The following is a 16,124-nucleotide window of genomic DNA, read 5'->3' as shown; positions in this document are numbered from 1 at the left end:
CCGGGGACCGGCCGGTGCGCGCCCCGGCGGGACGGCGCCGCGGGCGCGGAGACCGGTGCGCCCCGCCCGCCCGGCATGCGGCGGCCTCGGGCGTCCGGGTACGGAAAAGCCCCCGCCCCGTCCGGACGGCGCCGCGGGCGCGGGGCGGCGCGGCGGTCCGGGCGGAGGCGCGCCGGGCGCCGGGAGGGGTGGCCCACCGCCTGCGCGCACTCTCGGCACTCTTGCCGAAACGTTCCTTCGGGAAATCGGGGCGCGGCCCGGCGTCAGCCGTCCGCCGGCCGCGTCGCCGACGTGGTGACCAGCCGGGAGCGGGCCCGGCCCATCAGCTCCTCGCGCTCGTCCTCGGTCAGGCCGCCCCACACGCCGTAGGGCTCGCGCACGGCCAGCGCGTGGGCGGCGCACTGGGCCCGCACCGGGCAGCGCATGCAGACCTCCTTCGCAGAGTTCTCACGCGCGCTCCGCGCCGCGCCGCGCTCTCCCTCGGGGTGGAAGAACAGCGAACTGTCGACACCACGGCAGGCCGCGAGCAGCTGCCAGTCCCACAGGTCGGCGTTGGGTCCGGGAAGGCGGGAGAAATCTGCCATGGCGCATGTCCCCTTGGTGCCGGTGCTGAGATTGCTGAGCGGACTACTTGTCGCAGTAGATGTAAATATGACTCATTGCGAATCTAGCTACAGACACTGCCAAAAGGAAGGAAAAGCCGCTAAATGGGGCATAGCTTGGGGTGGAGCGGCGGCGACCTGCGGCGCTCCGCTCCGCGCGGGTCCCCTCACGCGGAGTGTCGGAGCGGTGCTCGTACCCGTAACTCTTTCGAGTGACCGTCGTTGAGAGTGCGGAGGCGGTTGAGGAAGAAGCGCTCGGGCGGACGTCCGAGGGCGTCAACCGCACAGGTGACGATTCGTAACCAGCCTGGAGGCCCAAGGTGACGCGCATCAGCTGCGGAGGACGGCCATGACATCCGTACTCGTCTGCGACGACTCCCCGCTTGCCCGAGAAGCGCTCCGCCGCGCCGTCGCGACCGTGCCCGGCGTCGAGCGCGTGACGACCGCGGCCAACGGCGAGGAGGTGCTCCGCCGCTGGGGCGCCGACCGCTCGGACCTGATCCTGATGGACGTGCGCATGCCGGGGCTGGGCGGTGTGGAGACCGTCCGGCGGCTGCTCTCCGCCGATCCCGGGGCCCGCATCATCATGCTCACGGTCGCCGAGGACCTCGACGGCGTCGCCCTCGCCGTCGCCGCCGGCGCCCGCGGGTACCTGCACAAGGACGCCTCGCGCGCCGAGCTGCGGGCCACGGTCACCCAGGCCCTCGCCGACCCGACCTGGCGGCTCGCCCCGCGCCGGCTGCGCTCCGCCGAGATGGGTGCCGCGCCGACGCTCACGGCCCGCGAGATCCAGGTGCTGGAGGGCATGAGCCACGGCCGGTCGAACGCCGAGATCGGCCGCGAGCTGTTCCTCTCCGAGGACACGGTCAAGACCCACGCCCGCCGGCTGTTCAAGAAGCTGGGCGCCTCGGACCGCGCCCACGCCGTCGCGCTGGGCTTCCGCTGGGGCCTGGTGCGCTAGTCCCCGGCCCGGACCGGGAGGGCCCGTCCCGCCCCCTCCGCCGCCCGGCGGAGGGGGCGGAGCGGGCCCGATGTCTGTTTCCTGCGTGATGCCGCATCCTTGAGGAGTGGAGTTCCTCGGGGACGAGTCGATCGAGCGGGAGGGGAGGGCGCGGGGGATGGCTTCCGGCGCATCTGCTCATAACGCTTCGGTGCACAAGGCTGGACGCGGTGCTTCGGAGCGGGCGCGGTCAAGGCACCATGGACCGATGCGCGACGACCAGACGCCGGCCACCCCGACGCCCCCCGCCGGGCGGGGGGCGATCGGAGCGCTCGTGCACCGCGCGGTGGAGGGCGACGAACAGGCCACGCACGACCTCCTGGCGCGGGTCCACCCCCTGGCCCTGCGCTACTGCCGCACCCGGCTGAGCCGGCTGCCCGGCGACGCCCGCCACTTCGTCGAGGACCTGGCGCAGGAGGTCTGCGTCGCGGTCCTCATGGCCCTGCCCCGCTACCGGGACACGGGCCGCCCGTTCGAGGCGTTCGTCTTCGCCATCGCCGGGCACAAGGTCGCCGACCTGCAGCGGGCCGCCATGCGGCACCCCGGTTCGACCGCGGTGCCCTCCGACGAGATGCCCGAGCGCCCCGACGACTCGCTGGGCCCCGAGGAGCGCGCCCTCCTCAGCGACGACGCCGAATGGGCCAGGCGCCTGCTGGCCAACCTCCCGGAGAACCAGCGGGAGCTGCTCGTCCTGCGCGTCGCCGTCGGCCTCACCGCCGAGGAGACCGGCCAGGTGCTCGGCATGTCCCCCGGGGCCGTACGGGTCGCCCAGCACCGCGCGCTCAGCCGCCTGCGGGCCCTGGCCGGCCAGTAGGCGCAGGGTGCCGGCGGGCCCGGACCACCCGGTTCCGGGCGCCGCGGGACCGTATGGCGGATGTCATACGTGTGAACGTACAAAACCATCGAGTGATCTTGTTCGTGGAATGAGACGCCCGCGCGGCCCGATAGCATGGACGTCCGTGCCGATCAAGGCCATTGAGGAAGGTGTCATGACTGTCAACGTCGACGGAGTGCCGGAGAAGTTCGCGGCGCTCGGGCTGACCTACGACGACGTGCTGCTGCTGCCGGGCGCGTCGGACATGGCCCCCGACCAGATCGACACCTCCTCCCGGCTGTCGCGGAACGTGCGGGTCAACATCCCGCTGCTCTCGGCCGCCATGGACAAGGTGACCGAGTCCCGGATGGCCATCGCCATGGCCCGCCAGGGCGGTGTCGGGGTCCTCCACCGGAACCTGTCGATCGCCGACCAGGCGAACCAGGTGGACCTGGTGAAGCGCTCCGAGTCCGGCATGGTCACGGACCCGATCACGATCCGCCCCGACGCCACGCTCGCCGAGGCGGACGCGATCTGCGCCAAGTTCCGCATCAGCGGCGTGCCCGTCACGGACCCGTCCGGCAGGCTGCTGGGCATCGTCACCAACCGCGACATGGCCTTCGAGACCGACCGCGCCCGGCGGGTGCGCGAGGTCATGACCCCGATGCCGCTGGTCACCGGCAGGGTCGGCATCTCCGGCGTGGACGCCATGGAGCTGCTGCGCCGCCACAAGATCGAGAAGCTGCCGCTCGTCGACGACGAGGGCGTCCTCAAGGGCCTCATCACCGTCAAGGACTTCGTCAAGGCGGAGAAGTACCCGAACGCCGCGAAGGACAAGGAGGGCCGCCTCCTCGTCGGCGCCGCGGTCGGCGTCGCGGGCGACGCGTACGAGCGGGCGCAGGCGCTGGTCGAGGCGGGCGTCGACTTCATCGTCGTCGACACGGCCCACGGCCACTCCAGGCTGGTCGGCGAGATGGTCGCCAAGATCAAGTCCAACGCCGCCGTCGACGTCATCGGCGGCAACGTCGCCACCCGCGACGGCGCCCAGGCGCTCGTCGACGCGGGCGCCGACGCGATCAAGGTCGGTGTCGGCCCCGGCTCCATCTGCACCACCCGCGTCGTCGCCGGCGTCGGCGTCCCGCAGGTCACGGCGATCCACGAGGCCTCGCTTGCCGCCAGGGCGGCCGGTGTGCCGGTCATCGGCGACGGCGGCCTGCAGTACTCCGGCGACATCGCCAAGGCCCTGGTCGCCGGCGCCGATACGGTGATGCTCGGCTCGCTCCTGGCCGGGTGCGAGGAGTCGCCGGGCGAGCTGCTGTTCATCAACGGCAAGCAGTTCAAGTCGTACCGCGGCATGGGTTCCCTGGGCGCCATGCAGTCCCGCGGCGACCAGCGCTCCTTCTCCAAGGACCGGTACTTCCAGGAGGGCGTCGCCTCCGACGAGAAGCTGGTCCCCGAGGGCATCGAGGGCCAGGTGGCCTACCGCGGCCCGCTCTCCGCGGTCGTCCACCAGCTCGTCGGCGGCCTGCGCCAGTCGATGTTCTACGTCGGCGGCCGGACCGTCCCCGAGCTCCAGGAGCGCGGCCGGTTCGTCCGGATCACCTCGGCGGGCCTCAAGGAGAGCCACCCGCACGACATCCAGATGACCGTCGAGGCGCCGAACTACAGCAGCAAGCGCTGAGCGGGGCTCCGCTCGACACCGCCGCAGGGGCGGCCCGGGATCGCCCGGGCCGCCCCTGCGCACGTCCGTCGGGGATACTGGTGGACGCAGACGCAGAGGGAAAGGCCACACATCGTGACTGAGATCGAGATCGGGCGCGGCAAGCGCGGCCGCAGGGCGTACGCCTTCGACGACATCGCCGTCGTGCCGAGCCGGCGCACCCGGGACCCGAAGGAGGTCTCGATCGCGTGGCAGATCGACGCCTACCGCTTCGAGCTGCCCTTCCTGGCCGCCCCGATGGACTCCGTCGTGTCCCCCGAGACCGCGATCTCCATCGGCCGCCTCGGTGGTCTCGGCGTCCTCAACCTGGAGGGCCTGTGGACCCGCTACGAGGACCCGCAGCCGCTCCTGGACGAGATCACCGAGCTCGACGAGGGGACCGCGACCCGCCGTCTGCAGGAGATCTACGCCGCCCCGATCAAGGAGGAGCTGATCGGGCGGCGGCTGAAGGAGGTGCGCGACGCCGGCGTCGTCACCGCCGCCGCGCTCTCCCCGCAGCGCACGGCCCAGTTCTCCAAGGCCGTCGTCGACGCCGGTGTGGACATCTTCGTCATCCGCGGCACGACGGTGTCGGCGGAGCACGTCTCCGGCGCCGCCGAGCCGCTGAACCTGAAGCAGTTCATCTACGAGCTGGACGTCCCGGTCATCGTCGGCGGCTGCGCCACCTACACGGCGGCCCTGCACCTGATGCGCACGGGCGCGGCGGGCGTGCTGGTCGGCTTCGGCGGCGGCGCGGCGCACACCACCCGCAACGTCCTGGGCATCCAGGTCCCGATGGCGACCGCGGTCGCCGACGTGGCCGCCGCCCGCCGCGACTACATGGACGAGTCCGGCGGCCGGTACGTGCACGTCATCGCCGACGGCGGCGTGGGCTGGTCCGGCGACCTGCCGAAGGCGATCGCGTGCGGCGCCGACGCGGTGATGATGGGCTCCCCGCTGGCCCGCGCCACCGACGCGCCCGGCCGGGGCCACCACTGGGGCATGGAGGCCGTCCACGAGGACGTGCCGCGCGGCAAGCTCGTCGACCTGGGCATCGCCGGGACGACCGAGGAGATCCTCACCGGGCCGTCGTACTCGCCGGACGGGTCGATGAACTTCTTCGGCGCGCTGCGCCGGGCGATGGCGACGACGGGTTACAGCGAGCTGAAGGAGTTCCAGCGCGTCGAGGTGACGGTCGCGGACTCGCAGCACCGCCGCTGACCCCCGGTCCGCACCGCGGGGAGGGGCCCGTGCCCCGCCGGCCCCTCCCCGCGGTGTCCGGCCGCGCGGCCGGTCAGGCCGACGCCTTCTTGGCGCAGCCGAAGCCGGACACCGCGCCGAGGGCGAGGAAGACGTAGGTCATGGCGTCCGCGGCGGTCTTCCACAGGTCCGTCAGGTCGCCGAAGTTCTGGAAGAAGACCTCCGCGAACGAGTGCCTGCCCATCTCGCCGAGCAGCATCGCGATGGTGACGAGCTGGCCCAGGCAGACCGCGCCGGCCGCCAGGACCGCCGCGGCGAACGGGAGGACCGGGTTGCGGCCGCCGGCCTTGCCGGCGGCGAAGCCGACGAGCAGGCCGACGCCGATCGCCGCGTAGCCGACCTCCCGCTCGATGGCGCCGCCGATGCCGCCGTACGCGGCGGCGGCCACCAGGGCGGCGACCAGGGCGGCGAGCAGCCCGGGGACGAGGTTGTCCCGCACGGGCGCCGGGGCCTCCTGCGGGAACGGCTGCGGCGCGGCCGGATCGGCGTCCGGGGCGTCGGCGAACGGGTTGCCGGACGGCGGGACGGGCTGGCTCATGCTGGGAATCCCCCCTGGGAAGGAACGGGCGGCCGGCACATGATGTGTGCACGACCGCGCGTGGAACAGAGGCGGACACTAGCAGCCCCCTGTGACGGCGGGCCCCGCGATTCCCGGTCCCGACCGGCCCGGAGGCGGGTCGGTACCGGGGCGGCGGCGGCCGTCCGCCGGGGTCAGAGCCGGTGCGCCGCGCCCACCGGGGCCGCCCCGCGGGTGTCGAGCAGCAGCTGCGCCTTGACGGACAGTCCCTGCAGGTCGTACGTGCGGTGGTGCTGGAGCAGGATCGTCAGGTCGGCGTCCGCGGCCGCCTCGTACAGGGAGTCCGCGCGCGGGACCGGCAGGTCGCGCACCCGCCAGACCGGCACGTACGGGTCGTGGTAGCGGACCGCCGCGCCCATGTCCATCAGCCGCCCCGCGATCTCGGGCGCGGGGGAGCCCTCCCGGTCGGCGAGGTCGGGCTTGTAGGTGACGCCCAGGAGCAGGATCCGGGCGCCGCGGACGGACTTGCCGTGCTCGTTGAGGAGTGTGGCGCAGCGCCGGATCACGTACCGGGGCATGCGTTCGTTGATCCGGCTCGCCGTCTCCACCAGGCGCAGGGGGTGGTGGGGGCCGACCGTGTCGAGGGGGACGCCGTGGCCGCCGACGCCGGGGCCGGGGCGGAACGCCTGGAAGCCGAAGGGCTTGGTCTCGGCGCACCGGATGACGTCCCACAGGTCGACGCCCAGCTCGTGGCAGAGCACCGCCATCTCGTTGACGAGGGCGATGTTGACGTGCCGGAAGTTGGTCTCCAGCAGCTTGACCGTCTCGGCCTCGCGGGTCCCGCGTGCGCGCACCACCTTGTCGGTGAGGCGTCCGTAGAAGGCGGCGGCGGACTCGGTGCAGGCGGGGGTGAGGCCGCCGATGACCTTGGGGGTGTGGGCGTGGCCGCGGGCGCGGTCGCCGGGGTCGAGGCGGCTGGGGGAGTACGCGAGGTGGAAGTCCCGCCCGGCGCACAGCCCGGAGCCCTCCTCCAGGATCGGGCGGAGGACGTCCTCGGTGGTGCCGGGCGGGACGGGCGACTCCAGCAGGACGGTGGTGTGGGGGCGCAGCCGGGCGGCGAGCGCCCGGGCGGCGTCCGTGACGGCGGTCAGGTCCAGGGTGCGGGAGTCGTCGCCGGGCGTGGTGGGCGCGCAGATGACGGCGGTGCGCACGCGGCCCAGTTCGGCGGGGTGCGTGGTGGGGCGGAAGCCGGCCGACAGCATCCGGCGGATCTCGGACGGGGTGAGGGAGCCGTCGACCGGAGGCCGCCCGGCGGCCAGTTCCGCGACCGGGCGGGGGTCGGCGTCGTAGCCGACGGTGTCGAAGCCGACGGCGGTGGCGGCCTGGGCGAGGGGCAGTCCGAGGTGGCCGAGGCCGATGACGGCGAGGTCTGCGGGCATGGGCGTGAGCCGTCCTTCCCAGTAGCCGGAGGGGGCGCGGCGCGCAAGTCCGGTGGACGGAACAAGCGGACGCAATGTCAGACTAGGAGTAAATATGACCGTTATGCGGTATTGCGCGGTCGTGGTCGCCCGAGTGTTGTCCACAGGTGGCGCGGGGCCGGTGGCCGACGGCGGCGGGCGGGGACAGAATCGAATCCGTGAGCCCGGGCACTCGGGGGGGTACGGCGACGGGAGGCAGCGGTGAGGACAGCCAGACTGGGACCCGCGGAGCGGGCCGAGGCCCTGGCCGCGATGGCCGAGCACGAACTCGACGTGCTGGTCGTGGGCGGCGGTGTGGTCGGGGCGGGGACGGCGCTCGACGCGGCGACCCGCGGCCTGGCCACGGGCCTGGTGGAGGCCCGTGACTGGGCGTCGGGGACGTCCAGCAGGTCCAGCAAGCTCATCCACGGCGGCCTGCGCTACCTGGAGATGCTCGACTTCGCCCTGGTGCGGGAGGCGCTGAAGGAGCGCGGCCTGCTGCTGGAGCGGCTGGCGCCGCACCTGGTCAAACCGGTGCCGTTCCTCTACCCGCTGCGGCACAAGGGCTGGGAGCGGCTGTACGCCGGGGCGGGCGTCGCCCTGTACGACGCGATGTCCGTCTCCTCGGGGCGCGGCCGGGGCCTGCCCGTGCACCGCCACCTGTCGCGCCGGCGCGCCCTGCGGGCCGCCCCCGCCCTGCGCCGGGACGCCCTGGTGGGCGCCCTGCAGTACCACGACGCCCAGATGGACGACGCGCGCTACGTCGCCACGCTGGTGCGGACGGCCGCGGCGTACGGCGCGCACGCCGCCAGCCGCGCCCGGGTCGTCGGCTTCCTCCGGGAGGGCGAGCGGGTGGTCGGCGCCCGGGTGCAGGACGTGGAGGCGGGCGGCGACTACGAGATCCGCGCCCGGCAGGTCGTCAACGCGACGGGGGTGTGGACGGACGACACGCAGGCGCTGATCGGCGAGCGCGGCCGGTTCCACGTCCGCGCCTCCAAGGGCATCCACCTGGTCGTCCCCAAGGACCGCATCCACTCCACGACGGGCCTGATCCTCCGCACGGAGAAGAGCGTCCTGTTCGTCATCCCCTGGGGCCGCCACTGGATCATCGGGACGACCGACACGGGCTGGGACCTCGACAAGGCCCACCCCGCCGCGTCCAGCGCCGACATCGACTACCTCCTGAACCACGTCAACGGCGTCCTCGCCACCCCGCTCACCAGGGACGACGTGGAGGGCGTGTACGCGGGTCTGCGCCCCCTGCTGGCCGGCGAGTCCGACGCCACCAGCAAGCTCTCCCGGGAGCACACGGTCGCCCACCCCGTGCCCGGGCTGGTCGTGGTGGCGGGCGGCAAGTACACGACGTACCGGGTGATGGCCAGGGACGCGGTGGACGAGGCGGTCCACGGCCTGGACACCCGGGTCGCCCCCTGCGTCACCGAGGAGGTGCCGCTGCTGGGCGCCGAGGGGTACCGCGCGCTGTGGAACGCCCGGGCCCGCGTCGCCGCCCGGACGGGCCTGCACGTGGCCCGGGTCGAGCACCTGCTCAACCGGTACGGGACCCTGGCGGAGGAGGTCCTCGACCTCCTCGCCGAGGACCCGGCCCTCGGACGGCCCGTCACCGGGGCCGACGACTACCTCCGCGCGGAGATCCTCTACGCCGCCTCCCACGAGGGGGCCCGGCACCTGGACGACGTGCTCACGCGCCGGACCCGGATCTCCATCGAGACCTTCGACCGGGGCACCGGCTGCGCCCGCGAGTGCGCCGAGCTGATGGCGCGGGTCCTCGGCTGGGGCGAGGAGCAGGTCGCCAAGGAGGTGGAGCACTACGAGAAGCGGGTCGAGGCGGAACGCGAGTCGCAGCGCCAGCCGGACGACCAGACCGCGGACGCGGCCCGCCTCGGCGCACCGGACATCGTGCCGCTGTGACCGGCGCCGGGGTGGGTGCGGGCGGCGCGTCCGGCGGCCGGTCCCGCCGTCCCGGGCCGGGCGGCCCCGTGGGGCCCGGAGGTCCCGGGGAGCGGCGCGGCAGCCGGGGCGCGACCGGTCGCGAGCGCTCGCGAGCGGTCCGTCAGCACGGCGCGGGAGATGGGCGGGACGATCCGCGCCGGCTCGGCGGCGGCCGGAGGGGTGAGCCCCACGGGGCCCGCCCGGGACTTCGGCGCGGGGCGGCAGCCTCCTCCACAGCCGTCCCCGCCGACGCCGGACCCGGGAGAACCACCGGTCTCCGGGTGAGGGACAATGAAGGCGCCATCAGGGCGGGTTACCGCATCGCGCGGACGCGGCAGGCGCGGGCGGGGAACAGGATCGCAGAGGGGACGCATGTCGGGAGCGGAGCAGTCGCGGGACGCGGCGCGGCAACCTCGGCGGGGCGCCGGCGGCGAGGACACGGCCTCGAAGGGCGCGACCGCGCGGGGCGGGGACTCCGAGCGGTCCGCGCCTCCGGGCGACGGCGCCGGTACGGAGGCCGCCGCCTCGGGAAGTGACGCCGCGAAGGACACCGGTTCCGGGGAGGGGTCCCCGACGGCGGACGCGCCGGAGAAGGCCGTGCCCGCGAACACGGCGCCGGCGAAGGGGGCTTCGACGAGCGACGCCCCGGCGGGCCCGGCCCCTCGGGGCGAGGCCCCTTCGGGTTCGGACGGGGCCGCCGGAGGCGCCGCCCCGAAGCGTGCTGCCCCGAAGGACGTGCCTCCGGTCGGCGAGACCCCGGAGGGCGCCGCTCCGAAGGGTGCCGCCCCGAAGGACGTGCCTCCGGCCGACGAGACCCCGGAGGGCGCCGCTCCGAAGGGTGCTGCCCCGAAGGACGTGCCTCCGGCCGACGAGACCCCGGAGGGCGCCGCTCCGAAGGGTGCTGCCCCGAAGGGCGCCGCCCCGGCCGGTGGCGCGGACGCGGGCGGGACCTCGGCGGACGCGGCGGGGAAGCCCGCGGGCACCGCCCGGAAGACGTCCGGGGGAAGGCTGCTGGCGGGGCGTTACCGACTCGGCGCCGTCCTCGGACGCGGCGGCATGGGCACGGTCTGGCGGGCCGTCGACGAGACCCTCGGCCGGACCGTCGCGGTCAAGGAGCTGCGCTTCCCCAACGCCATCGACGAGGAGGAGAAGCGGCGCCTCATCACCCGGACCCTGCGCGAGGCCAAGGCCATCGCCCGGATCCGCAACAACAGCGCCGTCACGGTCTACGACGTGGTCGACGAGGACGACCGCCCCTGGATCGTCATGGAGCTCATCGAGGGCCGCTCCCTCGCCGACGTGATCCGCGAGGACGGCACCCTCACGCCGCGCCGCGCCGCCGAGGTCGGCCTGGCCGTCCTCGGCGTCCTGCGGTCCGCGCACCGCCAGGGCATCCTCCACCGCGACGTGAAGCCGTCGAACGTCCTCATCGCGGACGACGGCCGCGTCGTCCTCACCGACTTCGGCATCGCCCAGGTCGAGGGCGACCCGTCCATCACCTCCACCGGCATGCTCGTCGGCGCGCCCTCCTACATCTCGCCGGAGCGCGCCCGCGGCCAGCGCCCCGGCCCCGCCGCCGACATGTGGTCCCTCGGCGGGCTCCTCTACGCGTGCGTGGAGGGCCACCCGCCGTACGACAAGGGCTCCGCCATAGCGACGCTCACGGCCGTGATGACCGAGCAGCTGGACCCGCCGAGGAACGCCGGGCCGCTCGACAAGGTCATCTACGGGCTGCTCGCCAAGGACCCGGCGCAGCGCCTCGACGACGCCGGCGCGCGGGAACTGCTCGACGAGGTCCTCCTCGCCACCGCGGCCCCGTCGCGGTCCGGCCCGCCCCTGGAGGCCACGCGCGTCGTACCGCTCCCGCCCGTCCCCCCGGACCCGGCGGACGCCGCGGCGTCCGGCGGCGCCCGGACCGGTGACGCGACCGCCGAGCGGCTGCGCGGCGCCCTGCGCTCGGTGCGCAACGCCGCCGCGGCCTCCACCGCGCGGCAACCCGGTCCCACCGCGGCGGAACGCTCCGGCCGCCCGGCCGTCCGGGCGTCGCTCACCGACGTGGTGCCCCGGCGCACCCTGGTCACCATCGCGGTCGTGGCCGTCCTCGCGGTCCTGGCCACCGTCCTCGCGTTCGCCCTGGGGGGCGACGGCGAGACGACCGCCCAGGGCACGGGCGGCACCCCGGGCGGCGGCAGGACCGCGTCGGCCGGCACCGGGACGGACGGCTCCACCGCCCCCGGTACCGGCGACGGCCCGAACGGCGAGCCCGGACGGCAGCAGGACGGCGCCTCCGCCACCCCCGGTACCACCCCGTCCCCGACGCGCGGCACCGGCACACGTCCCACGCCGTCCGCCTCACCCGGCACGAGCGCCGGCCCCGCGCTCCCCACCGGGTACCGGACGGTCACCAGCGACCGGTTCCGCTTCGCCATGGCCATGCCCGCCGCCTTCCGCATGACGGACGTGGCGGGCCGCAACTCCGGTGGTGTGTTCAGCGCCTCGGGCGGCTTCCCGCGCGTGCAGGTCGACTACACCGGAAGCCCGGGCGGCGACGCCGCCGCCGCGTGGACCGCCGCCATGGGCGCCGTCGCCGCGAGCAGCGACGGCTACCGGCACCACGGCATCAGGCCCGTCCCCTACCGGGACTACCCGACCGCCGCGGACTGGCAGTTCGAACGGAACCAGGGCGGGATACGGGTGCGGGTGCTCAACAGGGGCTTCAAGGTCGACGCCACGCACGGCTACGCGATCATGATCTCCTGCCCGTCCGACGAGTGGGACGGGCCGGAGTGCACCACGCTGCGGAACACCGCGTTCGCGACGTTCCGGCCCACGGACTGACCCGGGGCACGTATCGTTGAGAGGCCGAGGGCCGTACGAAGGCGCATCACGCGGGTGACCGCACAGGCAACAACCGGGATCGACGGCTCCGTACGATTCCGTGCGACTCCGCACGGAGGACGGGGCCGGGGGGACAGCGCGCTGCTGGGGAGGCGTCGTGGACGACTACGCGGGAAGGGTGCTCGCCGACCGCTATCGCCTGCCGCTCGCCCCCTTCGGCGAGGACGGCGACGGTGACGGCGATGGTGACGGCGGGGCGTACGGCCCGGTCGAGACGCGTGCCTTCGACACGTACAGCGGCCAGGAGGTCATGGTCCGTCAGATCCTCCTGCCGGAGACCGTGGAGGCCGAGGTCGTCGGCGGGGAGGACACCCACCGCCCCTACGGGTACGCGGACCCCGGCGCGTCCGCCGACCCGGCCGTCCGGCGGGCCGTCGAGGCCGTGCAGGCGGTGGCCCGGATACCCGACCACCCGCGCCTCGACCAGGTCTTCGACGTCTTCACCGAGGACGGCTCGCTGTGGATCGTCAGCGAGCTGATCGCCGCCCGGCCGCTCGCCGCCCTCGTCCGCGACGAGCCCCTCAGCCCCTACCGCGCCGCCGAGATCGCCTCCGACGTGCTCACGGCGCTGCGCGCGCTGCACGCCCACGGCTGGACGCACCGCAACGTCACCGCGCGCACCGTCCTCGTCTGCGACGACGGCCGGATCGTCCTCAGCGGGCTCGCCGCCGGGGCCGCCGAGGAGGCCCTGTGCGGATACGCACCGGTACCGCTCCCGGACGACGAGGGCGCTCCGGCCCCGGACACCGGGGACGGCCCGTACGGGGAGGGATACGGCACCGGCAGGGCGGAACCGCACGCGCACGGCCCCGACGGCCGGAGCGGCGACCCCTACGGGGACGAGTACGCCGGTGACGGCGCCTACGACGCGTACGACGGCGACGGCGCCTACGACGGCGACGACACGTACGACGACGGGACCGAGGTCCTCACCGGACGGGTGCGGGCGCACGGCGAGGACGACCCGTACGACGGCGGCCCGTACGACGACGACCCGTACGACGACGGCCGCGCGGACCCGTACGGCTCCCCCCGCACCGCGCCGCCCCTCCCGCCGGGCCCGCCGGCCCTGCCCAGCGGCTACGAGCCGCACTACGTCGCGCAGGCCGCGGACCGCATCGCCGACGACCACGGCGACGACGAGGACGACGAGGACGGCGCCGCCGCCCGGTACGGCTCCCACGACCCCTACGGCGCCCACGGCGCCCGCGCCCCTTACGACCCCTACGGCTCCCGCGACCCCTACGGCCCCGACGATGCGCACGGCGACGGGGAGGAGGACGCGCACGGCCGCGACGACGCGCACGGCGAGGACCGCCCCCCGCGCGCACTGCTCACCGGCACCTGGCGGGACGGACCGGTCCCCGCGGGCGGCGGAAGCTCCCCCTACGGGGACGTCGCCCCGTACGGCGGCGCCCGCGCGGGCCTGCGCGCCGACTCCCGGCGCGGGACCCGGCCCCCGCACGTCCCCTCCGAGCCCGACGCCGGCCGGGACCCCGCCGGGCCGGAGGAGGAGCCGGCCGCCGCCGTCTACCGCGGTCCCGCCACCCCGCTCGCCGCCGAGCGGGCCCGCCAGGCGCGGATCGCCGTCGTCGGCGCCGTGACCGAGCGGTGGGCGCCCGAGCAGGCCGGCCCGGTGTACGGCACCTGGCGGCTCGCCCCGCCCATCGGCCCCGCCACCGACCTGTGGGCGCTCGGCGCGCTGCTGTACCGGGTCCTCCAGGGCCACGCCCCGTACCCCGAGGACAGCGCCGCCGAGCTCGTCCAGATGGTCTGCTCCGAGCCGCCCGCGTTCGCCGAGGAGTGCGGCCCGCTGCGCCCCGTCGTCGAGTCGCTGCTGCGTCAGGACCCGACCGAGCGCCCCGAGTTCGAGGAGCTGCGCGGTTGGCTGCGCTCCCTGGTCCGCTCGGCGCCCGAGCCCGGGGCGGGCGCCGCCGTCGTCCCCATGCCGTCCGACGGCGCCGCCCGCCTGCCGATCATCCGCCGCCGCGGCGACCTGGTCCGCAGGCGCCGCACGCGCACCCGCACCCCCGCGGCCCCGGCCCCCGCGGCCCCGGCGCCCGCCCGGCACCGCCGGGGGAAGGCCGCGGCGCCGCGCTCCGGGGGCAGCCCGCGCGCCCTGGGGCGCACGCTGGTGCTGCTGGTGCTCCTGGGTCTGGGGGCCGCCGTGGTGTACGCGGTGGCGTTCATGCCCAAGGCGGAGACGCGGGCCGGATCGCAGCAGCCCACCGGCACGGTCCGGCCGACCGCGTCGGTCCCGCCCGAGCAGGCCCCGCCCGGCCCGGCGCAGACCCCGCCGCAGACCCCGCCCGCCGGTGGTTCCGCGCCCTCGTCGAACGCCGGCACGCCCACCGCGCCCGCGCTGCCGGAGGGGTACGTCGTCCGCGAGGACCCGGAGGGCTTCCGCGTCGGCGTCGACCGGACCTGGCGCCGCAGCCCCATCAACGACATCGGCCAGGTCCGCTACTCGGACGGCGACTACACGCTGATCGTCGTCCCCGGCCGCGACACCGTCCGCACCGCCGGCGCCGACCCGCTGGAGTACCAGCGCAGCAAGGAGCGCGAACTCCAGCCGTGGCGCGACTCAACCTGGTCGACGGCGACCGGCCTGCGCCGCGTCGACACCGGCCGGCAGGCCACGGCCGAGGGCCAGTTCACCTGGCAGGACGCCAACGGCCGCCAGGTGTACGTGCGCAACCTCGTGCTCCTGGTCGGCGACCGCTACCACGTCGTCCAGGTCATCGGCCCCGAAGCCGAGCGGGACAAGGTCACCGAGATCTACGAACAGGCCGCCAGGGCGTACCAGGTCACCCGCTGACGGGGCGCCGGCTGACCCGTTCGGCCTACGGACGGTGGCGAATTCGCGCCAATCGGAAGAACCCGCGCCGCGGGGCGGCGTCCACGGCCGCCCCCGAGCTTCCGCCCACCGCACACCCTCCGTAACCTTGCTCCGAAGCAGCGGGGCGGGGCCGAGCGGAGGCACGTGGAACAGACTCAGGGCAGGGGCGGGGGGCCGGTGCTCGCGGGACGCTACCGGCTGGGCGAGACCATCGGCCGGGGCGGGATGGGCAAGGTGTGGCGCGCCCACGACGAGGTGCTCCACCGCACGGTGGCCGTCAAGGAACTGACGGCCGGCCAGTACGCCTCCGAGGCCGACCGGGCCGTCCTGCACGCCCGCACGCAGAAGGAGGCGCGGGCCGCCGCCAGGATCACCCATCCGTCCGTCGTCACCGTCCACGACGTGCTGGAGCACGACGGCCGTCCGTGGATCGTCATGCAGTACGTCGACGGCCCCTCCCTCGCCGACGCGGTCAAGTCCGCGCCGAACGGCCGGATACCGCCGCGCGAGGCCGCCAGGATCGGTTTGCACGTGCTGGGTGCCCTGAACGCCGCGCACGCCGCCGGGGTGCTGCACCGGGACGTCAAGCCCGGCAACGTACTGCTGGCCCGCGACGGGCGCGTGCTGCTCACCGACTTCGGCATCGTCGCCATCGAGGGCGACTCCACCATCACCCGCACCGGCGAACTCGTCGGCTCCGTCGACTACCTGGCCCCCGAGCGGGTCCGCGGCTCCGACCCGGGCCCCGCCTCCGACCTGTGGGCGCTGGGCGCCACGCTCTACACGGCGGTCCAGGGCGCGTCGCCGTTCCGCCGTTCGTCGCCGATCTGCACCATGCAGGCGGTGGTCACCGAGGAGGCCGAGGAGGCCGGGCACGCGGGTCCGCTGGCCCCGGTGATCACCGCGCTGCTCCGGAAGGACCCCGCAGGCCGGCCCACCGCCGCGGAGACGGAACGCATGCTGACCGAGGCGGTGGAAGGCCGCGCGCCGGCCGCCGCGCAGGCGTTCGTCCCGACCCGGCCCGTCACGGCGGGGGAGCTCCGGGACGTCGCGGACGGCACCGCCCGCGAACGGGCCGGCGACGGGTC

The 16,124-nt window shown here is 75.1% G+C and carries 10 protein-coding genes and 1 pseudogene; 8 read left to right on the top strand and 3 right to left on the bottom strand.

Annotated elements, in window-relative coordinates; translation table 11 throughout:
* Positions 1–263 precede the first annotated feature (263 nt).
* Positions 264–584, bottom strand: a complete 321-nt coding sequence (locus tag MW084_RS04790) for a WhiB family transcriptional regulator (protein ID WP_010471845.1) — start codon at positions 582–584, stop codon at positions 264–266.
* Positions 585–951: 367 nt separating this feature from the next.
* Here MW084_RS04790 and MW084_RS04785 point away from each other — a divergent pair, with 367 nt between their 5' ends.
* The 4 genes from MW084_RS04785 (at position 952) to MW084_RS04770 (ending at position 5,336) form a co-directional block, all read left to right on the top strand.
* Positions 952–1,563, top strand: coding sequence for a response regulator transcription factor (locus MW084_RS04785; protein WP_003948568.1), 612 nt, complete (start codon positions 952–954; stop codon positions 1,561–1,563).
* Positions 1,564–1,810: 247 nt separating this feature from the next.
* Positions 1,811–2,416, top strand: a complete 606-nt coding sequence (locus MW084_RS04780) for a sigma-70 family RNA polymerase sigma factor (protein WP_010471847.1) — start codon at positions 1,811–1,813, stop codon at positions 2,414–2,416.
* Positions 2,417–2,591: 175 nt separating this feature from the next.
* Complete coding sequence (gene guaB / locus MW084_RS04775) at positions 2,592–4,097, top strand: IMP dehydrogenase (RefSeq protein WP_010471849.1); 1,506 nt, start codon at positions 2,592–2,594, stop codon at positions 4,095–4,097.
* Between the two features lie 114 nt (positions 4,098–4,211).
* Entirely contained in the window at positions 4,212–5,336 is a 1,125-nt protein-coding gene (locus tag MW084_RS04770) for a GuaB3 family IMP dehydrogenase-related protein (RefSeq protein WP_010471851.1), read from the top strand.
* 73 nt (positions 5,337–5,409) lie between these two features.
* Here MW084_RS04770 and MW084_RS04765 read toward each other — a convergent pair whose 3' ends face one another.
* Positions 5,410–5,913 (bottom strand): hypothetical protein, encoded by a 504-nt coding sequence (locus MW084_RS04765; RefSeq protein ID WP_010471854.1) that lies wholly within the window; start codon positions 5,911–5,913, stop codon positions 5,410–5,412.
* Positions 5,914–6,086: 173 nt separating this feature from the next.
* Entirely contained in the window at positions 6,087–7,331 is a 1,245-nt protein-coding gene (locus tag MW084_RS04760; RefSeq protein WP_010471856.1) for a nucleotide sugar dehydrogenase, read from the bottom strand.
* Between the two features lie 240 nt (positions 7,332–7,571).
* Here MW084_RS04760 and MW084_RS04755 point away from each other — a divergent pair, with 240 nt between their 5' ends.
* The 4 genes and pseudogenes from MW084_RS04755 to MW084_RS04740 form a co-directional block, all read left to right on the top strand.
* Complete coding sequence (locus MW084_RS04755; RefSeq protein WP_010471857.1) at positions 7,572–9,278, top strand: glycerol-3-phosphate dehydrogenase/oxidase; 1,707 nt, start codon at positions 7,572–7,574, stop codon at positions 9,276–9,278.
* A 393-nt stretch (positions 9,279–9,671) separates the two neighbouring features.
* Positions 9,672–12,137 (top strand): serine/threonine protein kinase, encoded by a 2,466-nt coding sequence (locus MW084_RS04750; protein WP_010471859.1) that lies wholly within the window; start codon positions 9,672–9,674, stop codon positions 12,135–12,137.
* A gap of 157 nt (positions 12,138–12,294) precedes the next feature.
* Positions 12,295–15,015 (top strand): protein kinase, encoded by a 2,721-nt coding sequence (locus tag MW084_RS04745; RefSeq protein ID WP_010471860.1) that lies wholly within the window; start codon positions 12,295–12,297, stop codon positions 15,013–15,015.
* Positions 15,016–15,180: 165 nt separating this feature from the next.
* Positions 15,181–16,124 (top strand): annotated as a pseudogene (locus MW084_RS04740) (serine/threonine-protein kinase); the annotation flags it as partial.

It is taken from the genome of Streptomyces sudanensis (assembly GCF_023614315.1).
Taxonomy (GTDB): domain Bacteria; phylum Actinomycetota; class Actinomycetes; order Streptomycetales; family Streptomycetaceae; genus Streptomyces; species Streptomyces sudanensis.
This window is presented reverse-complemented; position numbering and strand designations above follow the sequence as displayed.